General features: G+C 53.9%; 20 protein-coding genes and 1 tRNA gene. 6 read left to right on the top strand and 15 right to left on the bottom strand.

Annotated elements, in window-relative coordinates:
• Nucleotide 1: 1 nt before the first annotated feature.
• The 4 genes from ACPXSQ_RS16015 to ACPXSQ_RS16000 all read right to left on the bottom strand — a co-directional run bounded on the left by ACPXSQ_RS16015 (nucleotide 2) and on the right by ACPXSQ_RS16000 (nucleotide 4,253).
• Nucleotides 2-1,081 carry a phosphotriesterase family protein gene (locus ACPXSQ_RS16015; protein WP_072138521.1) on the bottom strand — a complete coding sequence of 360 codons (1,080 nt, stop codon included), beginning with the start codon at nucleotides 1,079-1,081 and terminating at the stop codon, nucleotides 2-4.
• A 3-nt stretch (nucleotides 1,082-1,084) separates the two neighbouring features.
• Complete coding sequence (locus tag ACPXSQ_RS16010; RefSeq protein ID WP_026021094.1) at nucleotides 1,085-2,086, bottom strand: ABC transporter permease; 1,002 nt, start codon at nucleotides 2,084-2,086, stop codon at nucleotides 1,085-1,087.
• 22 nt (nucleotides 2,087-2,108) lie between these two features.
• Nucleotides 2,109-2,855, bottom strand: coding sequence for an ATP-binding cassette domain-containing protein (locus ACPXSQ_RS16005; protein WP_020693768.1), 747 nt, complete (start codon nucleotides 2,853-2,855; stop codon nucleotides 2,109-2,111).
• 375 nt (nucleotides 2,856-3,230) lie between these two features.
• A complete protein-coding gene (locus tag ACPXSQ_RS16000; protein WP_019106724.1) occupies nucleotides 3,231-4,253 on the bottom strand; it encodes a LacI family DNA-binding transcriptional regulator in 1,023 nt (340 codons plus the stop codon).
• A gap of 325 nt (nucleotides 4,254-4,578) precedes the next feature.
• On the opposite strand from ACPXSQ_RS16000, the gene ACPXSQ_RS15995 reads away from it, so the two are divergent.
• Nucleotides 4,579-5,529, top strand: coding sequence for an ABC transporter substrate-binding protein (locus tag ACPXSQ_RS15995; RefSeq protein WP_072137772.1), 951 nt, complete (start codon nucleotides 4,579-4,581; stop codon nucleotides 5,527-5,529).
• On the opposite strand, the gene ACPXSQ_RS15990 is transcribed toward ACPXSQ_RS15995, so the two are convergent.
• On the bottom strand, nucleotides 5,522-6,403 hold the full coding sequence (locus tag ACPXSQ_RS15990) for a ribokinase (RefSeq protein WP_072136361.1): 882 nt from the start codon (nucleotides 6,401-6,403) through the stop codon (nucleotides 5,522-5,524). The two genes, ACPXSQ_RS15995 and ACPXSQ_RS15990, sit on opposite strands and share 8 nt — an antisense overlap.
• 29 nt (nucleotides 6,404-6,432) lie before the next feature.
• Here ACPXSQ_RS15990 and ACPXSQ_RS15985 point away from each other — a divergent pair, with 29 nt between their 5' ends.
• Complete coding sequence (locus ACPXSQ_RS15985; protein WP_426144151.1) at nucleotides 6,433-7,278, top strand: BtpA/SgcQ family protein; 846 nt, start codon at nucleotides 6,433-6,435, stop codon at nucleotides 7,276-7,278.
• A gap of 345 nt (nucleotides 7,279-7,623) precedes the next feature.
• On the opposite strand, the gene ACPXSQ_RS15980 is transcribed toward ACPXSQ_RS15985, so the two are convergent.
• From ACPXSQ_RS15980 to ACPXSQ_RS15970, 3 genes are all read right to left on the bottom strand, one after another.
• A complete protein-coding gene (locus ACPXSQ_RS15980; RefSeq protein WP_426144150.1) occupies nucleotides 7,624-8,913 on the bottom strand; it encodes a DUF445 domain-containing protein in 1,290 nt (429 codons plus the stop codon).
• 368 nt (nucleotides 8,914-9,281) lie between these two features.
• Nucleotides 9,282-10,532 (bottom strand): type II toxin-antitoxin system HipA family toxin, encoded by a 1,251-nt coding sequence (locus ACPXSQ_RS15975; protein WP_072404375.1) that lies wholly within the window; start codon nucleotides 10,530-10,532, stop codon nucleotides 9,282-9,284.
• Complete coding sequence (locus tag ACPXSQ_RS15970) at nucleotides 10,529-10,834, bottom strand: helix-turn-helix domain-containing protein (protein WP_014606711.1); 306 nt, start codon at nucleotides 10,832-10,834, stop codon at nucleotides 10,529-10,531. The genes ACPXSQ_RS15975 and ACPXSQ_RS15970 overlap by 4 nt, the downstream gene beginning before the upstream one ends.
• 604 nt (nucleotides 10,835-11,438) lie before the next feature.
• Between ACPXSQ_RS15970 and ACPXSQ_RS15965 the strand changes: the two genes are divergently transcribed.
• Complete coding sequence (locus ACPXSQ_RS15965) at nucleotides 11,439-11,933, top strand: hypothetical protein (RefSeq protein WP_014606710.1); 495 nt, start codon at nucleotides 11,439-11,441, stop codon at nucleotides 11,931-11,933.
• Nucleotides 11,934-11,965: 32 nt separating this feature from the next.
• Here the strand turns inward: ACPXSQ_RS15965 and ACPXSQ_RS15960 are convergent, their stop codons facing one another.
• The 5 genes from ACPXSQ_RS15960 to ACPXSQ_RS15940 form a co-directional block, all read right to left on the bottom strand.
• On the bottom strand, nucleotides 11,966-13,468 hold the full coding sequence (locus ACPXSQ_RS15960) for a helicase HerA-like C-terminal domain-containing protein (RefSeq protein WP_426144149.1): 1,503 nt from the start codon (nucleotides 13,466-13,468) through the stop codon (nucleotides 11,966-11,968).
• A gap of 91 nt (nucleotides 13,469-13,559) precedes the next feature.
• Nucleotides 13,560-15,128, bottom strand: a complete 1,569-nt coding sequence (locus tag ACPXSQ_RS15955) for an ABC transporter substrate-binding protein (protein ID WP_042677150.1) — start codon at nucleotides 15,126-15,128, stop codon at nucleotides 13,560-13,562.
• 158 nt (nucleotides 15,129-15,286) lie between these two features.
• Complete coding sequence (locus tag ACPXSQ_RS15950) at nucleotides 15,287-15,955, bottom strand: MarC family NAAT transporter (RefSeq protein ID WP_013024411.1); 669 nt, start codon at nucleotides 15,953-15,955, stop codon at nucleotides 15,287-15,289.
• Nucleotides 15,956-15,967: 12 nt separating this feature from the next.
• Nucleotides 15,968-16,603, bottom strand: coding sequence for a hypothetical protein (locus ACPXSQ_RS15945; RefSeq protein WP_006121820.1), 636 nt, complete (start codon nucleotides 16,601-16,603; stop codon nucleotides 15,968-15,970).
• Nucleotides 16,604-16,785: 182 nt separating this feature from the next.
• A complete protein-coding gene (locus ACPXSQ_RS15940) occupies nucleotides 16,786-17,277 on the bottom strand; it encodes a DUF2501 domain-containing protein (RefSeq protein ID WP_006121821.1) in 492 nt (163 codons plus the stop codon).
• Nucleotides 17,278-17,508: 231 nt separating this feature from the next.
• Here ACPXSQ_RS15940 and ACPXSQ_RS15935 point away from each other — a divergent pair.
• The 3 genes from ACPXSQ_RS15935 to ACPXSQ_RS15925 all read left to right on the top strand — a co-directional run bounded on the left by ACPXSQ_RS15935 (nucleotide 17,509) and on the right by ACPXSQ_RS15925 (nucleotide 19,053).
• Nucleotides 17,509-17,593 (top strand) — tRNA-Leu (locus ACPXSQ_RS15935).
• 318 nt (nucleotides 17,594-17,911) lie between these two features.
• Complete coding sequence (locus ACPXSQ_RS15930; protein ID WP_426144176.1) at nucleotides 17,912-18,343, top strand: tyrosine-type recombinase/integrase; 432 nt, start codon at nucleotides 17,912-17,914, stop codon at nucleotides 18,341-18,343.
• 92 nt (nucleotides 18,344-18,435) lie between these two features.
• Nucleotides 18,436-19,053 carry a tyrosine-type recombinase/integrase gene (locus ACPXSQ_RS15925; RefSeq protein ID WP_426144148.1) on the top strand — a complete coding sequence of 206 codons (618 nt, stop codon included), beginning with the start codon at nucleotides 18,436-18,438 and terminating at the stop codon, nucleotides 19,051-19,053.
• A 106-nt stretch (nucleotides 19,054-19,159) separates the two neighbouring features.
• On the opposite strand, the gene brxL is transcribed toward ACPXSQ_RS15925, so the two are convergent.
• Together brxL and pglZ are read right to left on the bottom strand one after the other, a co-directional pair.
• A complete protein-coding gene (gene brxL, locus ACPXSQ_RS15920; RefSeq protein ID WP_426144175.1) occupies nucleotides 19,160-21,220 on the bottom strand; it encodes a protease Lon-related BREX system protein BrxL in 2,061 nt (686 codons plus the stop codon).
• A 257-nt stretch (nucleotides 21,221-21,477) separates the two neighbouring features.
• Nucleotides 21,478-24,081 (bottom strand): BREX-1 system phosphatase PglZ type A, encoded by a 2,604-nt coding sequence (pglZ, locus tag ACPXSQ_RS15915; RefSeq protein ID WP_097563838.1) that lies wholly within the window; start codon nucleotides 24,079-24,081, stop codon nucleotides 21,478-21,480.
• Nucleotides 24,082-24,295 lie beyond the last annotated feature (214 nt).

Genomic DNA, 24,295 nt, shown 5'->3' with positions numbered 1-24,295 from the left:
CTTACCCACCAAAAACGCGCTGTGGGTTAGCAATCAGTAAGGTTTCAAGTTGTTCGCCGCTGACGCCGTGGCGTTTCAGGCGCGGAACAAAATGTTTAAGGATGTAGCCATAGCCGTGGCCGCCGTAGCGGGTCAGCATGGTTTTCAGGAACACGTCCTGGGACAGCAAAATCTGCTCAATAAAGCCGTCATCGATCAGTTCGCGGATGGCGCGAGCGTTCTCTTCGTCGGACGGTGACTGCGCGGACTCGTCGGCGTAGTAATAGCTCATGCCGATCATGTCGTATTCCAGAAACGCACCGCGCTGGGCCAGCTCACGCTGATAGCGCTTGTCGGCAAAGCTGGGATTCATGTGGCACAGCACCACGTGGCGCAGATCGGCCCCTTCGTGTTCAAGAATATCCAGCACCTTGTGCCCCAGCCGCTCCCAGCCGGGCAGATGCACCTCAATCGGCACCCGGGTTGCTGCACTGGCCCGGCCCGCCGCCCGCAGGGATTTTTCCTCGCTGGCGGTAAAGCGGCTGGACACGCCGATCTCACCGATCAACCCGGCGAGTACTTCGGGTTTTTCTTCCCGGCCGCCAAGGTCGTAAATCAGCTTGTCAGCTAACGCCTCGACGCTAATCGTTTTCACCCATTCCGGATGCGAAGGCTCCAGGTACAGGCCGGTGCTCATGATGATGTTCAGCCCGGTCAGGCGGGCGATGCGCTGCAATGCTTTGGGATCCCGACCGATGCCGATATTGGTAGGATCGACAACCGTGTCACCGCCGAGAGCACGGAACTTCATCAGCTCCTCAACCGCCAGATCCACATCGAACAGCTGGCAATTATCGCGGCTGATTAACGGGTTAAGCGATAGTTCGCCCAGGTTTTCCATACTCACCGGCATTTCCGCTAAATGGCGATCGCCACAGCAGCAGGGCGGCACCCACTTGCCGGACGCATCCAGCAGAATGTGTTCATGCATCAGCGTCACGCCCATCTCACTGACCGGCAGCGGCCCCAGCACCGTCATGACATAGCCGCTGTTGATGCCGAGCGGTAGGGGATCCGGATGCCGAAAAATAGAGTGTTTCATTGGCTATCCTTTTGCCGCCGCGCGGGTCGGGTTGAGAATGCGGGTATTCAGCCAGATCGCCAGCAAAATAATCGTACCTGTCGCGATCTGCGTGTAAAAAGGAGAGATGTGCGACAAAATCAGGCCGTTCTGAATAATGGCAATCGACAGCGCGCCCAGCAATGTGCCGATGATGGTGCCGAAGCCGCCAAACAGGCTGGTACTGCCCAGCACCACCGCCGCAATCACCTGTAACTCAAAGCCTTCGCCCTGGTTAGAGGAGCCGCTGCCAAGACGGGCGGTGATAATCATGCCCGCCAGCGCGGCAGCCATGCCGCTGATGATATAGACCTTCATGGTCACGGCTTTGGTGTTAATCCCGCTGCGGCGCGCGCCTTCGGCATTCGCGCCAATCGCGGTGACATAGCGACCAAAACGCATATGATTAAGCACGATATGGCCGACAATCAGCACCACAATGCCGATCAGCGCCGGCATCGGCACGCCCAGCACTTTCGCGCGCCCCATAAAGGCAAACAGGCTGTCGGCAGGAATGGGAATGGAATAACCCTGGGTAATCAGCAGCGCGACCCCGCGCACCACGGCTAAGGTGGCAAGCGTGACGATAAAGGCCGGAATGCCCTCATAGGCGATAAAGAAGCCGTTGATAGCGCCCACCAGCGCGCCCAGCAGCAGGCCGCCCAGCAACACCACCGGCCAGGGCAGCCCCCAGTTGTTCAGCGCAATAGCCGACAGCGCACCGACCAGCGCCAGCGTCGATCCCACCGAAAGATCGATCCCGCCCGTGGTGATCACCAGGGTCATAGCCGTAGCGACGATCAGCAGAGGCGCGCTCTGGCGAATGATATTGAGCCAGTTAGCACTGCTGAGAAAGTTGCCGGTGATCAACGAAAACACCACGCAACAGAACACAAAGAACAGCGCGATGCTGACCACGCCAGAGTGATTGTGCAGCAGGCGACGCGGCAACGAGTGTTGGGCCATACGGGAACCGCTCAGATTCATAATAGTCATCCTGTTACCTCGCTCAGTGCGTCGCCGCAGAGCGGGCGACAAATTTTTCGCCCACGATCAAATTCACAATTTCGCCCAGATCGGTGTCCGCCACCCGGCGGTCTGCCACGTTGGTGCCTTCGTACATCACCATGATGCGATCGCAGACCAGGAACAGATCCTGCAGGCGATGGGTAATCAGGATCACGCTGACGCCGCGCGCCGATACCCGACGAATCAGCTCCAGCACCGCTTCCACCTCAGCCACGGCCAGCGCGGCGGTGGGCTCATCCATGATCAGCACTTTGGGATCGAAGGCGGCCGCGCGCGCAATGGCAATCGCCTGACGCTGTCCGCCGGACAGATTGCGCACCAGCAAACGCGTATCAGGAATGGAAATGCCCAGGCCTTTCAGCATCTCGCGCGCATCAGCGTGCATTTTCTCTTCATCAAGAAACGGAATGCCGAGGATCGATTTCATCGGCTCGCGTCCCATAAACAGGTTGCCCGCCACATCCACGGTGTCGCACAGCGACAGGTCCTGGTAAACCATTTCGATATGGCAGCGGCGAGAATCCGCCGGATTGCTGAACTGCTGCTCTTCACCGTCAATGCGGATCGTGCCGCTGGTGGGCACCACCGCGCCAGACAGCACTTTGGTCAGCGTGGACTTGCCTGCGCCGTTATCGCCCACCAGCCCCAGCACTTCGCCGGGCGCCAGCTGTAAGTTCACGCCGCGCAGGGAACGTATCGCGCCGTAGGTTTTGGTTATATTCACCATCTCTACCCGTGCCGGGGCAGTTTGTGATTGCTGCATTCGATAACTCCCATCACCACTAACGGGAAAAGCTGAACAGAGATAAAAAACTTTATCGTGCACGGTTTACGCCCTTGTAAACCGGTTTACCTGCCAGATAAAGCCTTCATACATAATCTCTGAACAACCGCTGTAACGATATTTGCTTGCCAGATACGTCATTGCAGCATCCGTGCCAGCCTGCAACACAGGCATTACACATCCGGTTTAACACGTTGTTTTTAAAAACGTTTAAATGTTAACTTTTGGTAAACCGGTTTACTAACTATAACGCGCAGAAATTAAAAAGCGCGTTATTTGCGCTAAAGTTGTGCGCTTTTGCGCCATTTTGGGACGCTGTTAACACATTCGTATCGAATCGCGCGCCACCCATTCCACCGCAAGGCGGGTTTCGGGAGGAATATCGGGCTCGTCATTCAGGATGCGCAGCATAATGTGAACCGCCGTGCGGCCCAGTTCCCGGGCGGGCTGGCGGATGGTGGAAATGCGGGGTTGGGTAAAATCGGCATAGGTGGCGTCGTCAAATCCCACCAGAGACAGCGCCTCGGGAGCCTGTAACCCGCGTGCGCGCAGGCCATCCAGCAAGCCCAGCACCAGATAGTCACTGGCGGCAAACACGGCGGTTGGGCGGTGCGGCCGGCTGAACAGGTGTTGAAGCGCCTGTTCGCCAAACTCACGCTGGTATTCGCCGTACATCACCCATTCGGGCGGCACGGTCAGGCCCGCCTGCGCCATGGCGGTGCAGAAGCCCTGATAGCGTTCGCGCACGCTCATCAGTTCATCCGGCCCGCCAACAAACGCGATGTGACGATGACCGGCGGCGATCAGCTTTTCGGTAGCAATGCGCCCGCCCTGCACGTTATCGGCGAACACCTTTGGCACTCTGCTGCCGGGAATATCTTCATCCAGCAGCACAATACGCTGGTGACGGTTAATTTCCTTACGCAGCAGCCCGTTATCCGGGTGGTTGGTGGTAAACAGCAGACCATCCACCTGGCAGGTATCCAGCCAGCGGATAAACTGGCTTTCTTTGCCGGGATGGTTGCGGGTGATGCAGAGCACAAGGCTGTAGCCACAGGCCGAAGCGGCTTCTTCCGCCGCGTCCGCCAGTTCGGCGAAGAAAGGGTTAGTAATATCGGGCAGGACCAGCCCTAAGGTTTCACTGCCGCCTTTGCTCAGGCGGCGCGCCAGGCTGTTGCCGCGATAATCCAGCTGGCGAATGGCGGCTTCAATGCGGTCAATGGTGTCCTGCGGCAGCATAATGCTTTGATTCATATAGCGGGATACGGTCGCTTTTGACAGCCCGGCCAGCGTCGCTACGTCGGATAACAGCACCCGTTTTTTAATCATATCCACAGCCATCTTGCCCAGAATCGGCTATCTGTAACACAGTTACGCGCGCCGGATACAGTATTTTTGCGCCGCCCCTGGCGATAAAATAATCGCTTGACAAAATCTGAGCGGAAGAGAATGGTAGAGACAGTTTACCGCATTACCCGGGAGTCACTCCCACACCGGCTTAGCCCGTTTCAGGTGTTCACCATAATGGACAGTGAGCAGAAACGCGGTTATTCAGGTTCAGGCTGAATAAGCCATTCACACGATATTTGCCCGCCAACAATAATCCCTCTGCATTTCGATGCGGAGATCGACTGGTTATCGCACATTCCCGACGAGGAATTTTAAGATGATGGCATTTAACACCAGAAAACTGCGTTCTGTTGCGCTGGCAACGGGCTTACTGGCAGCGGGTTCGTTTTTTACTTTGGCTCATGCAGCACCGACTTATGCGCTGGTACAGATCAACCAGCAGGCCCTGTTCTTTAATCAGATGAATCAGGGTGCACAGGAGGCAGCGAAAGCCAGCGGTAAAAATTTAGTGATCTTCAACGCCAACGATAATCCCGTATCGCAAAACGACGCGATCGAAAATTATATTCAGCAGGGCGTGAAGGGCATTATGGTGGACGCGATTGACGTCAACGGCATTATGCCTGCGATTAAAGAAGCGGCCGCCGCTAAAATACCGGTGATTGCGATTGATGCGGTATTACCGGCGGGCCCACAGGCGGCGCAGGTGGGCGTGGATAACCTGGAAGGCGGTAAGATTATCGGCAAATATTTTGTCGATTACGTGGCGAAAAATATGGGCGGCAAAGCGCGGTTGGGCATTGTGGGCGCGCTGAACTCAGCCGTGCAGAACCAGCGTCAGAAAGGCTTTGAAGACACCATTAAGAGCAATCCTGGCATTACCGTCGCGGACGTGGTGGATGGCCAGAACGTGCAGGACACCGCGATGACGGCAGCAGAGAACCTGATCACCGGCAACCCGGACCTGACGGCCATCTATGCCACTGGTGAACCGGCGTTACTGGGCGCGATTGCGGCCGTAGAGAACCAGGGGCGGCAGAAAGACATCAAGGTGTTCGGCTGGGATCTGACGTCAAAGGCGATCACCGGTATCGATAACGGTTATGTCACTGCCGTTCTGCAGCAGGACCCGAAAAAAATGGGTGAAGAGGCGGTCAGAGCCCTGAACGCGGTGACGTCCGGCAAAACCGTGTCGAAAACCATTCTGGTACCGGCGACGGTCGTCACCAAAGCCAACGTGGACAGCTACCGCGCGATGTTTAAGTAACGCCTGACTCGCCGCCTGCACTCAACAGTGCGGCGAGTTCGTTGACGGAGGGGAAGGCACTCAGCGTGCCGCGACGGCTCACCGTGATGGCGGCGGCCTGACTGGCGTGAGTGAGTGCTAACTTATCAATCTGAACCTGGCGCCTGAGTGCCGACGCCAGCATGACGGCAAGAAAGGTATCGCCCGCGCCGGTGGTATCCAGCGCCTCGACGGGCGTGGCAGGGCAAAACTCGCGGCGGTCGCCCTGAATCAGCCAGGCACCCGCGCTACCGTGAGTAACCACTAACGTTTTAACCGCTTCAGGATGCAACTGCCGGGCTTCGTGCTGATTCACTACGGCAATATCCACCAACGGCCAGCAGGCACTGAACCCGGCATGGACCGGCGAAGGGTTAAAGACGGTGATCAGGCCACGCGACTTCGCCAGCTGGAACAGCGCATGGGTTTTCTCCGGCGAGAAGTTGCCCTGCTGCACCAGGACATCGCCAGCGCGTGCCGCGGCCAGATGTGCACTGATGATATCAATGCTCAACGCATCGGCTGCCCCGGTGCTGGTAATAATGGCGTTGTCGCCGTCGGCGCTGTTGAGAATAAGCGAGGTATCGCTAAAGGGATGAACCGGTTCAGCGGGCATAAAATAAAGCGGCTCCTGAGTGAGCTGCTGGCGAAGAGTTATTCCATTGCTGTCTTTGCCCGTTGCGGCAATTAAATGGGTTTCTATGCCGCAGCGGGATAACAGAATCGCCTGATTCGCGCCTTTACCGCCGATATCCTGCGAAACTTTATTTCCATGAACCGATGCGCCTTTTAGCGGAATATCGGCAATGCTCCAGGTTTCATCGACAGTGATATTTCCGGCCACATAAACACGCATAGTGTTTCCCTGAACAGGATAAAGACAAGATGGTTGCTATATCAGCAGAAAAAAATGATGCAATACAAGCGATATTTTCCCGCCCCAAAGCGGTCATTGGCGTGATTCACTGTGACCCGTTTCCCGGCTCGCCTAAATACCGGGGGAAATCAGTCAGGGCGATAACAGAGCGTGCACTGCGCGATGCGGAAAATTATATTTGCGGCGGCGTTCATGGCCTGATTGTTGAAAACCACGGCGATATTCCGTTTTCAAAACCCGAGGATATTGGCCCGGAAACCTCAGCCCTGATGGCGGTTATCACGGAAAAAGTGCGCGAACGGTTTGGCGTGCCGCTGGGCATTAACGTGCTGGCGAACGCGGCGCTGCCGGCCTTCGCCACCGCGCTGGCGGGCGGGGCGGATTTTATCCGCGTCAACCAGTGGGCGAATGCTTACATCGCTAATGAAGGCTTTATCGAAGGGGCCGCCGCCAAAGCGTTGCGCTACCGCAGCCAGCTGCGTGCCGAACATATTCGGGTGTTTGCCGACAGCCATGTTAAACACGGCAGCCATGCGATAGTGGCCGACCGCTCCATTCAGGAACTGACGCGCGATGTGGACTTCTTTGACGCGGACGCCGTGATCGCCACCGGACAGCGCACCGGCGACAGCGCCACCCTGGACGAAATCGACGAGATCCGCGCCGCCACCGGCTTACCGCTGCTGGTGGGGTCGGGCGTCACGCCTGCCAATGTCTGCCAGATCCTGGGCCGCACCCAGGGCGTGATTGTCGCCAGCGCGCTCAAGGTGGACGGCGTCTGGTGGAACGATGTGGATCGGGAAAGGGTTAAACACTTTATGGCCGTGGCGCAGGCGGCGCTGGATAAGGCCTAGCCGCCGTTTAACGTCAGCCACAGGCAACAAAAAACCCCGCGGGTGAGGCGAGGTTTTTTGTTTACGTCAGCACGGTTACGTGCGGTGCACATCATGCATTATCAACCTAATCAGCCTGTTACAGGCAGCGGAAAGGGTCGCAGGCTGTAAGTGCTCCTGACCACAGGAGCCAGCGTATGAGATGGATAGAAATCGCTCGCGTATTTCTTAAGCTCATGGTTGCACTACTGCAACTGCTTGAAATTATCGTGAACTCCTTCAGGTAAATCACGTTCAGGCCGCACCTGAGGGAGGTGATATTCACCTCCCTTTAATCACAGGGTTCGAAAAAGCAGAACGGTTACGTCAGGCCAGCCAGCCTTTCACCACCGGCAGCACCGCCGGAATCTGCGACAGCAGGTAGAGAATCAGCCCGATGGTGCCGCCCACCAGCGTGCCGTTGATGCGGATAAACTGCAGGTCCTTACCGATATTCAGCTCGATCTGCTGCGACATATCGCGCGCATCCCAGCTTTTCACCGTGTCGCTGATATGGCGCGTCAGGAACGCCGCGAATTCTGGCGCGACGCTGCGGGCAGCGTCTTCCAGATGCTGATTCATTGAGCTGCGCAGCCCTTCATCGGCGGCCAGGGTTTCGCCCAGCCACAGCGCCGCCTGACGGACCTTGTCCTGCACTTTTGACGCCTCGCTGTTGAGATCCGTTTTCAGCCAGTCGCGCAGATCGCCCCACAGCTCGCCAATATAGCGGTTCAGCGTGGGATCGTCTTTCAGCCAGCCTTTGATCACCTCGGCGCGCTCGGCCATCTCGGGATCGTTTTTCAGCTTTTCGATCAGGCGATCCACCGCGCGATTAAAGCCCAGCCGCAGCTCGTGGCCCTGATCCAGCGCCACGTCATCCAGCAGGGAATCCACCGCGTTGGCCACCAGCTCTGCGCTGTGCTCTCCCAGCCATTCTGTCGGCAACATTTTGGCCTTGATGGGGTGCTCGCGCTTCAGCCAGCGCACCAGCTGGCTGGCGATAAATTCCCGGGTGCTGGGCTTATGCAGCAGCCGCAGCAACTGCTCGACCGCCGCATCCAGCAGTTCCTGATGCCGGTTATTTTTGGTCAGGCTTTCCAGCATCAGCGCGCCGCTCTGGCTGAGATCCACCTTGTCGATCGCCTTATGCACCGCGCGGCGCATGAAGTGCTGGATGCGCGCGTCATCGGTCAGATCGAGAAAGCCGCGCATGACCTGCAGCAGGTGGCGACCGATCCGATCGGCATTGCCGGGCGCGCTCAGCCAGGTGGCCAGCATCTGCGAGGGATCGTGACGGCGGATCAGATTCAGCAGCGAATCGGTATCCAGAAACTTTTCCTGCACAAAGCGGCCCAGATTCTCCCCAATGCGATCTTTATTGCGCGGGATGATCGCCGTATGACGGGCAATAAACGGCACCGGTACGCGGCGAAACAGCGCCACCACCGCAAACCAGTCAGCCAGCGCGCCGACCATTGCGGCTTCGGCGATGGCTTTGATGCCGCTGACGTAAAAGCTGGGCAGCAGAAACAGGGTAACCACAAAGGTCGCGGCAGCCAGCAGCAGCAGCGACAGCGCCAGACGTTTGGTCCGTTTTAGTTCACGTTGTTTATCCATGTCCTGATCTTAGCAGCTTGCCTGATGATTAAGTATAAAATGCCGGTTTGCGCCCGTGTTACCCCGATCAGAATGGGGCTTGTTTAACGCAGTAAATTTGCGACAAAGTAGATGAGTAGTGAGATGAATCACACCAAAATTTATCCCCAGGATAACGGCTTTCGTGAATCAGGTGCCCGGCATTAGAAACAGGATTCAATGCACGAAACGGATCAGGGTTAAATCACGGGTTAACCGGCGGCGGGCAGCCGAAACGAATCAGGTCTCCAGCAGCGCACTGACTCTGGGAAGTAAGGTACATTGCCGACAAAAAAAGGACTATAATCCCATTTATCGCTACCTAATGGGAATAAATTCCCATTATGATGTCAGGCGTTGAATGCCGATTCCTGTAGGGCTTGCTCGGCCCGGCCAATGCCTAAGCCCTTAGCAACATGTCGCCACGACTTCACCGCGCTCAGCACCTCATCATAGATTTTCGTTGCGTCACTCTGTGACAGCCTGAAGAAATCTTTTACCTCAAAAGCGAGTCGGTAATCGAGCGCGTTGTCTGAATCATTAATATTGAGATGAAGCCCTTGCTTGCCGACAATCGGGTTTACGTCATAAGCCGGTGATAACGTCCAACCCTGCCGTGTGAGCAAAAAACCGTGATTGCGCAGATGGTCGTCAGTATTCGATACGGCAATATTCAACACGATTCTGCGCCATAGCTGGGCTAAATCGGCTTTTGTTTGCGCGCCCTGGGTGGAGAGAAATTCGGCGATTTCTAAATAACTGGCCCCCTGCGACTGCTCACCATCATAGTAGTGAAGCTGTGTCATTGCCGATGAAAAATGAATCCGCTTTTCACCCTCGCGATCGAAGCGGCGAGTTAAAAAGGTATGGTGTGTTGATGAAAACCGCCTGATTTCGGCAGGAGACATATTAACGCCAGCCGCGATGGCCAACTGATGGCACACCATCTCCCATGCACCGATGTCACAGGTGTCTGTGGTATTGGGAAACTTGGCGATCCACAGCTGGTTATTCTCATCGGTCACACAGGCTTTTGGCCTTGCTCCGCCTAATGATGACCCCGGTGAAATCAGCATTTTCAACCAGGCGTAATATTCATCACTATCAATATTTTCATCTTTTTCAATTTGTAGGGCGGCATGCTCTAATTCTCGCAGCGCCGCGATTGGCGGGGCGGCAAAATCACTGTTGTTATCCAGAAAATCATCGCATCCTGATTTCCTGAATCGAATACCGCCCATTCGATAAGCATCATGTACGCCCAGAAGATAATCCAGCTCAGTCAGTCGACTATTCGCCCGCATGCCCTTACGCGCTTCAATCGCTGCGCGACGCTGCATCAAAATACGCCCCCAGCGATCGGGTGACGAATCGAGAAAAGCGCGGAAGTTTTTATTTGCTTCGTCGTTGTAGAGTTCCCCTGAGTGAAGCGTCAGCATAGGATCGATTTGCAAACGGTGGGGAGAGGTTAAAAATGCGTTGTCATATGAAAAGCTGAATACACCGCCACGACTGGAATCACTGTAAGAAAGGTGGCCCAGCAATAAAGGTTTCTCTATGGGTTGCCAGTTTGCATAGACCTCAATGCTTTCACGACTCATTTTGAACCTTCCAGCAGTTTAATGTTTTGCAGCTTGATACCGACCTCATCGTGAGCCGCCATTTCTGCAAAATTGTTTTCCATTCCCAGCACAGCCATGATTTTTAAATAGGTGCCAATGGCAACGCCCGGATCGCCTGCGAAGGCCTTGTTTATCGTCTTATGATCAAAACCGGTTCGCTCGCATAGCAATTTTTTGGTGAAGCCACGGCGTTTCATCGCCAATAGCAAATCCTCACCAAAGTGCATGAGGATTTTGCGTTGCCTGGGAAACAACACATTGTGCAAATCTCGTTTTGCCATCAACCTATCATCCGGGACTAAATTCCCAATTTTGGTTCAATGATGGGAATATAGTCCCTTTTTTGAAGTTGTACAATCAATCTTCGTTTTGACCCTTTCAACGCGAATTCGCATAATTTATGCCTCTGAGCGGGCAGCGAGAACATCACCCCAACCTGATTTCTGTACGTAAAAGCGCAGAACTGTCATAGAAATGTCAGTTCAGCGTATATCGTTAAGCTCATTATCAATGCGGAGCGCAGGGGGAAAAAGCGAGCGTGACAGTGGATAGCCTGGCCATTACCGTTTCATGATGGCGATAGCCACGGGGATGCATGTCAGACATGGTGAAAGTATGCGACATTTCTGATCGTTAACGCCCTGCAAAATTGCTATTGGTTATCCTCGCAGCAGCGCACCCATAGCACGCTTTATCCGGCGCTTGTCACTCAGATTTAGCGCACGACTGGCGCATGCCGTGGAAAATTTGTTAAGAAAGTGGATGTTCTTGAGTGGCTTATTTGCATTAATTGTTCAATTTACTCTGGGCTCAACCGCAATGCACTGTGCGGTATCTCAATTTGTTGACGCACCCTATCCATGGAACCAGACCAGGAGAATTCACGTGAAAGCAATCGCAACGGCAACCGCAAGTCTGTTGATGTTAATGAGTGGCGTATCCGCGCAGGCGGAAGGGCTGACAACCTCGCAGGATGGTAAAAACCTGACCGTCAGCTTCGGGCAGCCCACCATTAAGCAGGTGCTGCATTACCGCAAAATGTACGACAAAAAACCCTTCCCCGATGCCGAAATTTATTACTACGACAACGGCACCTATAAAATCATCTCGCAGGGCGAAAACCACTACGGCGTTTACGTGATGCAGGGTAAGTTTGATGATGAGACCTTCACGGTGCGCTTTATCTCGCTGCCTTCCACCGACTGGGGCAACAAAACCGCCTTCCATCAGCTGACCTTTGTGCGCGGCGACAAGCAGAACGTGTTTATTCAGAACGCGATTGTTGATACCGGCGAGGCGATTGCCCAGCAGAACGGCACTTACACCCAGGAAAAGAACACCGTCACCAATCCGGTGTCCACCAGCTGGAAACACAAGTAGCGTTGAGGTGGCAGCCCGGCTGCCACCGTATTTTACCGACGACGTCCGCCAAACAGGCTGCCCAGCACGCCGCGAACGATCTGGTTAGTAATCTGACGCCCCGCGCTTTTTGCCATGGTTTGCACCACGCCATCCCGCTTGCCGCCGCGCGGACCGGTGCTGCCAAACAGAATGTCTTTTAATCCCCCCAGAATGCCGTCATCCACTGCCACCGCATTGCCTTTGGCTTCGGGCGCATTGGCCTTGTCACTGGCGGCCTGCACGCCCTGTTGCAGACGTTCGTAAGCCGATTCCCGATCAACTTCTGTGTCGTACTTGCCCGACAGCGGAGAATGGTTGATCAGCCCGTTGCGCTCGTCCTTGTTCACCGGCCCCATGCGCGAGCCGGGTGCAATCACCATCGCCCGCTCCACTACCGACGGGCTGCCTTTGGCATCCAGAAAGGAGATCAGAGCTTCGCCGGTGCCCAGCGCCTGTATCGCCTCCACGGTCGTAAACGCCGGATTGGCGCGCAGGGTTTCGGCGGCGGTTTTCACCGCTTTTTGATCGCGCGGGGTAAAGGCGCGCAGCGCATGTTGCACCCGGTTGCCTAGCTGGCCCAGCACGCTGTCGGGAATGTCCGCCGGATTCTGCGTCACGAACCAGATCCCCACGCCTTTGGAGCGGATCAGGCGGATTACCTGCTCAATCTTCTCCAGCAGCACCGGCGGCGCCTCGTTAAACAGCAGGTGCGCCTCATCAAAGAAGAACACCAGCTTCGGTTTATCCAGATCGCCCGCTTCCGGCAGGTGCTCATACAGCTCTGACAGCATCCACAGCAGGCTGGTCGCGTAAAGTTTGGGCATCTGATACAGCTTCTCGGCCGACAGGATGTTAATAACGCCTTTGCCGTTGCTGTCAACGCGCATCCAGTCGCTAATCTCCAGCATCGGCTCGCCAAAGAAGTGCTCTGCGCCTTGCTCCTCCAGCGCCAGCAGCCCGCGCTGGATCGCGCCCACTGAGGCGCTGTTAATGTTGCCGTACTGCGTCTGAAAGCTTTTCGCGTTATCGCCGATGTACTGTGTCATGGCGCGCAGATCTTTAAAATCCAGCAGCAGCAGGCCCTGATCGTCGGCAATGCGGAAGATGATCTGCAGCACGCCGCTCTGCACCTCGTTCAGATTCAGCAGCCGCGCCAGCATCAGCGGCCCCAGATCCGACACCGTCGCGCGCACCGGATGGCCTTTTTCACCGAAAATATCCCACAGCACCACCGGGCTGCTGGTTGGCTGCCAGTCGGTCACACCGATGTTGGCCAGCCGCGCCTGCAGCTTTTCGCTGCTCTGGCCTGCCATCGCCACGCCGGTTAAATCGCCTTTCACATCCGCCATAAACACCGGCACGCCGATGGCAGAGAAGGATTCCGCCAGCTTTTGCAGCGTCACGGTTTTTCCTGTGCCGGTGGCGCCGGTGATCAGGCCGTGGCGGTTTGCCATCTGTGGCAGCAGGTGCAGTTGAACGTCAGGGGTTTGGGCGATAAGCAGGGGAGCGGTCATAGCGCGGCACTCATAAACAGTCAGTCATGCGTTAAGCATAGCCAGCGGGGCGGCAGACGTGAGTAAAGATTAAGTGCTGCCGCCCTGAAATTTACTTCTCCACCTCTTCAAAATTCAGCAGCGTGACGCCAATCCCCTGTTGTGCGTGCGTCACGTTCTTGCGCAGCGCCACCTGCACCTCGCCCTGCAGCATCACCACGTAAGGCGAGTTCTGCTGAAGCTGCTGTTGCAGCGAGACGTAATCGGCCCGGCGCTTCTCAGCATCGCTTTCTCCGGCGGCTTTGCGCGTCAGGGCGCTCAGTTCCGGAATATCCCAGCCTACGCGCCAGGCCAGGGTTTTGCTGCCGTTCGGCACGTTATAGGCGAAGGTGCTGGCGTTGGTATTGGGATCGATGTAGTCCGCGCCCCAGTAGGTAAAGATGGATTCGAAGTTGCGGCTACGCATCTTGCTCCACAGCTCGGATTCCGCCACCGGCTGGATATCCAGATTTACATCCGCCTTCGCAAAGCTCGACTGCAGCGCCTGGGCAATATCGATATAAGGCGGCTGATTCACCACCGACAGCGCGATATGCGCGCCGGGCTTAATGCCGCCTTTGGCTAATATCGCTTTGGCCTTCTCGACATCGTAGTGGAACGGTTTGGTCTCCAGCGCGCCGTCAAAGCCCTGGGGCAGGAAGCTCTGGTGTACGCGATATTGCCCCTTCAGCAGCTGATTCGCCAGGCTGTCGTAGTCCACCAGCCAGCGCGCGGCCTGCCATAAGGCCGGGTTGCCCAGCGCAGGCTGCTGCGTACTTTTGGTGTTAAAGCCGAGATAGTAGATCAGGCTGGAGGGAAAGGCGGCAATGTGCACGTTGGGATCGCTTTTCAGCGAGGCCAGCTGATCCGGCCCCAGCTGGTACGCCGCATCCACATCGCCCTGCTGGATCAGCAGCCGACGGGTGCCCGGATCGGCCACGCCTTTCAGCAACACCCGTTTCAGGTGCGCTTTCTGCGTGCTGTTGGGATTGGCCTCCAGCACCAGCGCCTGCAGGGGCACGAACTGCTTGATTGCGTAGGCCGCGCTGCCCGCCGAGTGGGTTTTCAGCCAGCCATTGCCGAAGTCGTTATTGGCGGCATGCGACTGCGCCAGCTTGCTGTCAACGATGGAGGAGACCGGCGCGGTCAACAGGCGCAGGGCCAGATCCTGCCCGATCTCTGCCGGCCAGCGCAGCTCAAGCTGATGATCGTTGATCACGGTGAACTGCTGATCGATGTTCTCCGGCGTCCAGCCAAATTCCCCGAGGATAAACGAGGGCGCTTTGTTCAGCTTCACCGCGCGGGTAAAGGAGAACACCACATCCTGCGCCGTTAACGGATTGCCGCTGGCAAAACGCGCCTGCGGATTCAGGTCAAACACCAGGCTGTGCGGGGTTTTGCCCGCCTGCCAGCGCAGGGCCGCCAGCGGGGCCAGCTTCTGCGGATCCTGATGGTCTGGCTCCAGTAACGTCTGATAGATATTACGCAGGCTGCTGTTGCTGACGGTTTCAAAGCTTTCCGCCGGATCGAAACTGATAATGCCGTCCAGCGGCACGGCGACCACAAATGTATCTTTCGGCGTTGCCGCGTGGGCGGCAGAGGAGAGAGCAAGGGCGGTAAGCAGGAGCAGCGGTTTGCGCATAGCGGTTATCCTTAATGATTGATAACCCTACTGTAACCCGCGCCAGAGCAGGTCAAAATGCCGGTTTGTTCTGAGCTATGCCAGTTTCGTCTTAGCCGATTTGTCTTAGCCGATTTGTCTTAGGTGACAGGCCGCCATGATGCGGGCGGCTCAGGCCGTCAGTGGAAGTTATGAATGACTTCCAGCACGCCGTTAATAATGAACTGGACGCCCATGCAGACCAGCAAAAAGCCCATCAGGCGGGAGATCGCCTCGATGCCGCCTTTGCCCACCAGGCGCATGATCGCCCCTGAACTGCGCAGGGAAATCCATAAAATCACGCTCACCACCAGGAACGTCAGCACCGGCGCGACGTTCAGTACCCAGGCAGGGAAATCCACCCCGCTGCGCACGGTAGAGGCCGAGGAGATGATCATCGCGATCGTCCCTGGCCCGGCCGTGCTCGGCATCGCCAGCGGCACAAAGGCGATGTTCACCGGTTCCTGCGCGGTTTCCAGCTCATCGTGCTTGTGCTTAGCTTCAACCGAATGGCCCACCGGCTTCGCCGGAAACAGCATCCGAAAACCAATAAACGCCACGATCAGCCCGCCCGCGATGCGCAGCCCCGGAATGGAGATGCCGAACGTGTGCAGCACCGCGCTGCCTGCGTACCAGGCCACCATCATGATGGCGAACACATAGATGCTCGCCTGCAGCGCCTGGCGGTTGCGCTCCTGAAAATTCATCTCACCGGCCAGGCCCAAAAACAGCGCCACGGTGGTGAGCGGGTTGGCGAGCGGCAGTATCACCACCAGCCCCAACCCAATTGCTTTGATTAACTCCAGCATGCCTTATCCTGCTTAGTGTTTGGGCCGTTCCAGCGCTTCCAGCAGCTCCGGGAAGAAGTCTTGCAGGATCTCCGGCGTCATCAGCTCCGGGTACTGCATCAGGTGCTCGCGTATACGTTCGTTTACGTCGGGGATCAGGCGCTGTGCCGCATCGCTGGCGCTGATTTTGTGCTTCTTCATGCTGCGCAGCAGGTCGGCGGGCAGGTTATCTTCGTCTTCGTTATCTTCCACCATCTCCAGCGCGTCCAGCTCGTCGAACATCTCCATCAACGCTTCGGTCTGCGGCGTGCGGGATTCATATTCGCGCGGATGCTCTTCTGCCATATAGCGCAGCATCAGGCGCATCGGCGTGCCATCGGGGGACTTGGGCGGTTCGGCGGCGAACCAGGTCAGCAGCTGGTGGATGGTCACCTGATGGACGTGATAACCGTTATCCACCAGCTCGTCGGCCAGCAGCTCGGCGCTTTCGTTTTCAATCAGACAGATATGCGTGCGGTTGGGATCGTACTCTTCGAGCCACTGGTAGATCTCTTCGATCACCCCATCGTCGTACTCGAACTTTTTGTTTACATAGCTCCCTTCTGACGCATTTACGCAGGCTGTGATCAGGTCTGGATCGAAGTAAATTGCGATGTTGATACCTTTCATGCGTGCTGTCCTGTTCAAATCCAAAACATCACTATAGCGCCCAACGCATTAGGAAGGAAAACTTATGACTTAACGTGTTGCGATACAAGGTGATGCAGACAGCGGGCGGGGGACTGACTGGCGGTAAAAAAGCGAGTAAGAAGGGGCGATAAACCTGCCAGCGCGGGGCTGGCAGGCGGCTGTCAGGAAATAAAGTTTTTACCCTGTTTCAGCACCACGTCACAGGCTTTGGTTTTGAGCTTCTCGCCCATCGGCGAGTTGCTGAGGCTTTGCAGGTTCAGTTGCTGGCCATTGCCGGTGTTCAGCAGCCCGGCCACGCCCTGGGTGTAATCCGGTTTCTGCTCCTGCGCCGCCGTGGTATTCAGGCCCAGCTTGCTCAGCACCTGGTCTTTTACCGACTGCACGTTGTTTTTCACCACGTTGTGCTCCACGCAATACTGCATCACGCCGGCGGCATTGGTCATGCTGTTGGCGCTCATGGCTTTGTCGTTGCTGTTCAGCAGGCTGGTAATGGAGGACATCGACAGCCCGCCGTTCTGCTGACCTGCTGCACCGTTGTTTTGCTGGCTCAGCTGGTTGGCGGCACTGCTCAGTTGATCCTGCCAGCTTGCGGCTGACGCATTGCCCGCCAGCAGCAGGGCTGCCAGGGCGCAGGCGATATGGCGCTTTTTCATTTCGACCTCGGTTGGGTTTTATGCTTCGTGCTGTTAAGAGGCGGTGCGGATGAGAAAGTTCCGACGGAAACATAAGTGGAAGGCGGTTTGGGAGGATTCTGGCAGTTGGAAAGCGCGGGTTTACTGGCTTCCGTGTGTTTTTTCGCCGCTTAGCGCACATCACAGCGGAATTGGGTTGCTTGCTGGGCACGTAACGGTATAATCCCCAACGTTTTCCGCATCCTCTTCAGTGCCGAAGTGGCGAAATCGGTAGACGCAGTTGATTCAAAATCAACCATCGAAAGATGTGCCGGTTCGAGTCCGGCCTTCGGCACCAAGTGAAGTGAGTTGTTGGACTAAGAAGCTGCCTGAGGGCGGCTTTTTTTGTGTCTGGAATCCAGTATCCGCAAGGTTTTTCTCGTTTTTTTCTCACCCTAAACCAACCTTATTCAATCTACATCAACTTACTGATGCGGGCACAACTGCGGGTATATCCCGGTTCGATAATGTTTCTACCCACACGAAACCTTGAAAGGATACTCATCATGGCTCTATGTGATGTGAAGGTTCGTTAGGCTGAGCCTGAAGACAAAGCCTTTAAGCTGACTGACGGTGAAGGCATGGTTTTGCTGGTTCACCCTCATGGCTCCTAGTACTGACGGCTTCGTTATCGCTTCGGTGGTATAGAGAAGATCTGGCGTTGTGGAAATATCCTGAAGTTTCGCTGGCAGATGCCAGGGCACACCGGGATGAAGCCCGTAGACTATTAGCTAATGGCGTCGATCCCAGTGAGAACAAGAAAGCCGTTAAGGTAGAGCTGGAGCAAGAGGAGATAACGTTTGAAGTAGTCGCCAGAGACTGGCATGCCAGTAATAAGAAATGGTCGGCATCGCATAGCGCTCGTGCATTGAAAAGCCTTGAAGATAATCTCTTTGCTGCCATTGGTAAGCGGAACATTACGGAGCTTAAAACTCGGGATCTTCTTGTACCCATCAAAGCCGTCGAGTCATCCGGCGACTTGAAGTCGCCGCCCGTTTACAGCAGCGTACTACCGCGATTATGCGCTTTGCTGTGCAGAGCGGTTTAATCGACTAGAACCCCGCGCAGGAGATTGCTGGTGCAGTTGCTACGGCGAAAAGACAGCATCGTGCGGCTCTGGAGCTTAATCGCATTCCTGAATTGCTTCACCGCATCGATCACTATTCTGGCAGGCCGTTAACCTGGCTGGCTGTCGAACTCACGTTGTTAGTTTTCATCCGTTCAAGCGAGCTGCGTTTTGCTCGCTGGTCTGAAGTGGATTTTGATACGGCCACGTGGACGATTCCGGGTGAGCGTGAACCGCTGGAAGGTGTTAAGCATTCTCAACGTGGTTCAAAGATGCGGACTCCTCATCTTGTTCCTTTGTCGCGGCAAGCCTTAACTATTCTGGAAAAGATTAAAAGCATGAATGGGAATCGAGAGCTGATTTTCGTAGGCGATCACGATCCCCGTAAACCCATGAGTGAGAACACGGTGAACAAGGCTTTGCGAGTTATGGGCTATGACACCAAAACGGAAGTCTGTGGGCATGGTTTCAGAACGATGGCGTGTAGTTCGTTGATTGAGTCGGGGCTGTGGTCGAGAGATGCGGTGGTAGAGCGGCAGATGAGTCACCAGGAGCGTAACTCAGTACGTGCAGCTTATATCCATAAGGCCGAGCACTTGGATGAACGCAGACTGATGTTGCAGTGGTGGGCGGATTATCTGGATGCTAATCGGGTGAAGGGGATAAGTCCGTTTGATTTTGCGAAAAAATAAAAAAAGTAACGCCATTGAGAATCAAGTAGTTCTATCTTAACTACCTATTTTTCAAACAAGTAATGGGCATTTTGCCCATTATTTGTTTCTGATGATGAGTTAGACGTTATTGAACACCTAATGCTTTATACACAGCATCCACCGGATCTGCATAGAAACTGATTTGGAATTTGGAGAAAATTTCAGCAGGCACAGTTGGGATATCAGAAGCTGATGCCATCGGCAGCAGCACACGTTTGCCCCCACTATCCATTGCCAGTTGCAAACTACCAGCCAGATCATCGACCGGATTCACCACACCACCAAGTGTCATATCTCCGAGTACGACCATCTGTTCTTGCAATGGCTTGCCCATCAAAATGGAACAGAAGGCTACCAAGGCGGCAAGGCTGGTTTTGGTACTAGGGCCTGAGTTATGTAACTCAACGGCATGTAGATGGTATTCATGCTCGGAAAATTTGGCGGTAGCACTGATGCGATTTAGGTTGCCTTTGAAATAATCAAAACCTATACGGATTGCTTCTTTTGCTGGTGTATTGGAGCCTAGGCCAGATGTCGTGTGTTTACCATTACCGGGGGTCATCTGAGTCTCGAAGCGATACAGGCCCAGTTGGCCTGTGACACCCTTGGTAACCATGTGCACAACTCCCGGTTTACTCAGACCTTCGGGGATCAACTGGCTCCCGCCTTGCTCAGGTACATTGACGAAAAACTCTTCAAGAGTTTCGTTGTCGAGATAACTGAAATGCACATCGAAAAACTCCATGCCGCCTAGTTTTTTCAATTGCTCTTTGATTCTACGACGTAACTCTAATGCGTAGGTGAGACAAGGACGTACCTCCTCTTTACCAAACACACCATGAGGATACAATAATTTGAGCAAACCTGAGACTGTGCGGCGTACTGCGATTACATCACGTTGGTTGAGGTTGTTCCCGAGTTTAAAGAAGCGGTCGATAGCATCAGAGAAGCTACGCTTGCGCATTTCTCGCATATATTCGGCCAGATAGTCGGTGATCAGACCGTAGTTATTGGTAAAAAATTCAGGCCGCATCTTAGGAATATCCCAGCCTGGGATATAGGCATGGAAACGGTCAAAGAAGGCTGTATCGATCATCGCTTCCGGGAAAGGTGCCAGCAAGTGACTGGTTTTGACTAACGTTTCTACGCTTTGGTTTATGTTGCCGACAAATACCATGGATGCTTTGGCTTCGATAGAATCACGGCCACGGGAAAAAGATCCCGATGCCATGTAATCCTTCATGATCTGGACACCATCTTTATCCTTGAAGGTAATACCAGCCACTTCGTCAAAAGCTACCACATCCCACATGCCTACCAGCCCAACCTGCCGGGAACTCATGTTGTAAAACAGATTGGCGACTGTCGTCTGGCCACCTGAGACTAGTAATGAATTAGGCGAGCACTCTTTATAGACGTGGCTTTTACCGGTACCACGTGGGCCGAGTTCGCAGACGTTATAGTTGTTCTCAACAAAGGGGATCATCCGCGTCAACAGGTGCCATTTCACCCGTTGCTTCAGATTGGTTGGCTCCATGCCTATAGAGCGGATCAGGGTATCCAGCCATTGGTCTGTTGAGAAATTAGCCCGGGCGGCAAAAAGCTCTTCCATATCCATGGAGGGCATCTGGATAGGCTTAAGGTTGAAAATTGAGAAGGGCGAAATTCTTTGCCCTTCTTCATAAAAATAGTTAAGAGTAACGATACACCAGATCCCCCCGGTGAGCAGCTTCTCGTTAGCTTTAACAATGTTGGCGGGGATCACGGCATCTTTGATACCTAGGTTCGAAAGCTGAGCCTCGTATACATCTTTCTTCTGGTTGAGCTTTACTCCGATCTTATCGATCACTTTAAAGCTACCACGCTCACGAATCAGAGATTTTACTTTCTCAGCCTCATCCGGGCGAACATAGTTCTCAGCGAGGATTTTTTTGACGTTTTCCAGACCTTCGCGTACCACTTCATCATCGTCTGAAGCACAGTACATACCGAGCAGATATTCCAGTACATAGACAGGGACATTAGCCCCTTCTTTTAGCTGTTTGGTCAAATCCTTACGGACAACTTTACCCTTAAAGTAACGATTCAGACGGGCATCAAGATCCATGCTGGCATGCTGAGATAACTCATCGTCAATGCTGAGCATAGAAGCCTCATCAACAGTAGTTCCGCTCGGCTGGGCAAGCTTCTCCGTGTAAACGTCCATCTGCTGGATTACTACATTGTTCGTGATATGTGTGACATTCACCGCTGGCTCTTGTGCGGTTTCCTTTCCTACAAACTCACCTTCAGTAGGATTTATCTCATCATGTGGCATCTGGTATTGCTCCCGGGTACTGATTAGCTGGCACCCAACATTAGAATTTACTTATCACATCCGCAGGATCGCTATTTTGCGAGCCATTAAAAACCGAATTCATCCTGGATTGCCAAATCAATAGTGACTGGATAGCGTGCCATTTCAATACCATCCTCATCATCAACGAGCAGCAATTGATACTGCGCCTTGCGGTCAAATTGAGCACCGGTCAGTTTTAAACGCACGTCTTGCTGGCGCTGATCGAGATTACTTGAAGTCGCTTCAAAGAGTAGCTTCTCAATAGCTGACACGGTTTGTTCTGAACTATCTACCACCGAGAAACGAACCATTCTTGATTTATGACGTTCATCGACGGCATCGGTCTGCAGGAAGCGGATTTTATCGATCACATTTACCAGCTTAATGGGTTGGTATGCCGGAACTATGTCGACTTTGGTTTTTTCATGTAGAGCTTGTTTCTTGCCACGCAGCTCTTGTACTTCAAGTATTGGAACACAGACCTCTTGCAACATTGCACCACCATGGACGAAGCGGGCTCCACCAACAAAATGGAAACGGCTTACTCCTTTCGGAAGCCAGAATTCCACATCAGAGTTACCACCAACAATATTACGTAATTGCCCATGCCAGACATCTTCGTTTGTTGGTAAATTGCGAGCAAGGAGATAGCGTTTTGAAGCTTCCAGAGTTCCAGATGGTTCGTGTTTCAGAGGCGATTTTACCCCGTTTTCAACTGAGGCCTGTTGGAATAAGAATCCATGATCGGCTGTGATAACTACGCGAGTAACGCCAAACCCATTGATAATTTTGTTGATGAGTCCATTCAGTTCGTCTATAGCCTGGCGGGCATGAATGAATGTCTTGAGCTCACTTTTCTGAGATTCACTCTGAGCATCGATGACATCGTGATAGACGTAGATTACCTTTGCGTCACCAACCGCCTCGTTAGCTTCTGCCCGGGTCCAGCTCAGCAGACTTTTGGCCGAAATCGCTATACCACCCACCTTACTGAGAATAGTGCTGCGATTTTCTAAACCCGAGCTGCTCTGTCCATCAACTAATACTGTTGAGCTGGTAGCGGCATAGTCAAGTTGCTCATGGGGGAGTAGGGCGGCCATGCCAAGTTGCGTATAGCTAGGTAGTACCCCAAGTTGGCTCTTGAGCTGTGCAGAGAAGCGTTTGGCTTCATTTATCTGTCCCTGGAGCTCATGAGCCACTTCATAGCGTAAGGCATCACTGATAATCACAAACTGGCGCTTGACCCCGCTCTGGGTAAAGCGTTGTTTGATGACAGTATCATAGAAGCGATGCTGCGAAGGGAGACCCAACTGCCAGTTATCAAGTAGCTGCTCTTTAGCTAACAAACCATCCCATGTTAGCCCAAGCTGATAGAGATACCAGTTTACATACAGATCTTCGATTTTACTGGCCAGTACAGCCAGCACTTCGACCGATTGTCCCTGTAGGTGCAATAGTGCTTCATTAAACAGGCGATAGGCTGCATCAAACTGGAACAATTCAGCTTCATAGGCCAGATACATTTCTTGCGCCGAGGAGTAATGAAAACCATCTGGTTTGGAACGACGTAGTTCCAGCAGCAATTCGGCTTGTTGCAGCGCGTGATAAATATAAGCATATTTAGGTACAGTTCTGGCCCAGAACCCATGTCGACGGCGAGATATCAGTTGGGTAAACTCTACTCTATTCAGGCTCAGATCGCCGTTGTTTAATCCAGATATCAGCTCACGGATCAAACCTTGCTCGACCGCTTCAAAACCTTCGACCTCTCCCCAGAGCCAGATATCTTGCGTTGTCAGGCGTGAAGCAAGTTCGAGCTGCTCTGCTACCTGTGCAGAGATTTCGGCAAAATGGCTACTGTACTGATTAGAATCACGCCAGCCAGATAGCAGAGCCATGGCATTCGCGCGCCCGGTAGGCGTGGCTAATAGTTGTGACTGTAGCCAGACAGGACGTTCTTTGGAATCAAGCTGTTCGTAGCATTCGCTCACCAGTAACTTACGAATCAGTTCGCGTAGTGATGGTTCTGTCCCTTCAGCTATATGGTATCCATATTCACGGTTCATTAAATGCCAAAATGCAGGCAGTAATCCATGCTGTTCTAGCGGAACAAGAGCGGTTTCAGCATTCTCAAGTAACCGATCGCCAATGCTTTTCATTATTTCGGCAATCTGAGCATGACAGGCCAGCACGACACTTATCATCTTCATATCAAGTGATAGCGGATCTTCTATACCGCCACGGCCGTCCAGGCGACGTTTAAAGGCTGCAGTACGCTCTTTGTTGGCGAAAAAGCTTTTACGTGACGCGATGTGGTCGCGGAGCGCCATATTGGCGAGACCGAGGTCATTAAGCAGAATTGAGGCTGCATCAGCATAAAAAGTGGTGCTATAACGACGTATATCGAGCAACCAGTCTTTAGCTGGTGATGGTTCTGAACTGGGCCAGTAGAGAAGGAATCCCTGCATGGGTTCATCGATTTCAATGCGTTTGCGAGTTTGAAGCTGTGACTGCTCTGCCATATTGAGCACTGTTACTGGCAACCCGTTCCACAGTATGGCGAGCTCTGTAAGCTGTGCAGTAAAGCTCTGTTCTGGATCGTGCCAGAAAACAATCCGATCTGCGGTGAATTTGTTGTTTAGCCCGGTTTGAAGCTGAGTGATATCCATCAGTACGTCTCGGAATAATTAAGCCATCAGCACCATGGCTGTGAATCGGCGGTAGTGTGTAATGTTGAAGATGATTATACCAACTCTGAACGTTGATTAGTGACTGAATCCCACATGCTAAAGATTCGATAGCTAATCTAACTAATTTGTACAAGTGGATAGTGAGAACAAAGTGATAAAGCGGAGACATAAATGTCCCCGCTTTATCTTTTTG

It is taken from the genome of Pantoea sp. EEL5 (assembly GCF_049892805.1).
GTDB lineage: Bacteria > Pseudomonadota > Gammaproteobacteria > Enterobacterales > Enterobacteriaceae > Pantoea > Pantoea ananatis.
Note: the sequence above shows the minus strand (reverse complement) of the source record. Positions and strands in the feature narration are given on the sequence as shown.

Bases quoted from the DNA above. Each gene is read 5' to 3' on its own strand.
- ACPXSQ_RS15945 (WP_006121820.1), bottom strand. From the start codon at position 16,603: ATGAAAGGTATCAACATCGCAATTTACTTCGATCCAGACCTGATCACA.
- ACPXSQ_RS16000 (WP_019106724.1), bottom strand. From the start codon at position 4,253: ATGGCTGTGGATATGATTAAAAAACGGGTGCTGTTATCCGACGTAGCG.
- ACPXSQ_RS15980 (WP_426144150.1), bottom strand. From the start codon at position 8,913: ATGGATAAACAACGTGAACTAAAACGGACCAAACGTCTGGCGCTGTCG.
- ACPXSQ_RS15960 (WP_426144149.1), bottom strand. From the start codon at position 13,468: ATGACCGCTCCCCTGCTTATCGCCCAAACCCCTGACGTTCAACTGCAC.
- ACPXSQ_RS15975 (WP_072404375.1), bottom strand. From the start codon at position 10,532: ATGAGTCGTGAAAGCATTGAGGTCTATGCAAACTGGCAACCCATAGAG.
- ACPXSQ_RS15995 (WP_072137772.1), top strand. From the start codon at position 4,579: ATGATGGCATTTAACACCAGAAAACTGCGTTCTGTTGCGCTGGCAACG.
- ACPXSQ_RS15990 (WP_072136361.1), bottom strand. From the start codon at position 6,403: ATGCGTGTTTATGTGGCCGGAAATATCACTGTCGATGAAACCTGGAGC.
- ACPXSQ_RS16005 (WP_020693768.1), bottom strand. From the start codon at position 2,855: ATGGTGAATATAACCAAAACCTACGGCGCGATACGTTCCCTGCGCGGC.
- ACPXSQ_RS16015 (WP_072138521.1), bottom strand. From the start codon at position 1,081: ATGAAACACTCTATTTTTCGGCATCCGGATCCCCTACCGCTCGGCATC.
- brxL (WP_426144175.1), bottom strand. From the start codon at position 21,220: ATGCTCAGCATTGACGATGAGTTATCTCAGCATGCCAGCATGGATCTT.
- ACPXSQ_RS15955 (WP_042677150.1), bottom strand. From the start codon at position 15,128: ATGCGCAAACCGCTGCTCCTGCTTACCGCCCTTGCTCTCTCCTCTGCC.
- ACPXSQ_RS15950 (WP_013024411.1), bottom strand. From the start codon at position 15,955: ATGCTGGAGTTAATCAAAGCAATTGGGTTGGGGCTGGTGGTGATACTG.
- ACPXSQ_RS15985 (WP_426144151.1), top strand. From the start codon at position 6,433: ATGGTTGCTATATCAGCAGAAAAAAATGATGCAATACAAGCGATATTT.
- ACPXSQ_RS16010 (WP_026021094.1), bottom strand. From the start codon at position 2,086: ATGAATCTGAGCGGTTCCCGTATGGCCCAACACTCGTTGCCGCGTCGC.
- ACPXSQ_RS15970 (WP_014606711.1), bottom strand. From the start codon at position 10,834: ATGGCAAAACGAGATTTGCACAATGTGTTGTTTCCCAGGCAACGCAAA.
- ACPXSQ_RS15940 (WP_006121821.1), bottom strand. From the start codon at position 17,277: ATGAAAAAGCGCCATATCGCCTGCGCCCTGGCAGCCCTGCTGCTGGCG.
- pglZ (WP_097563838.1), bottom strand. From the start codon at position 24,081: ATGGATATCACTCAGCTTCAAACCGGGCTAAACAACAAATTCACCGCA.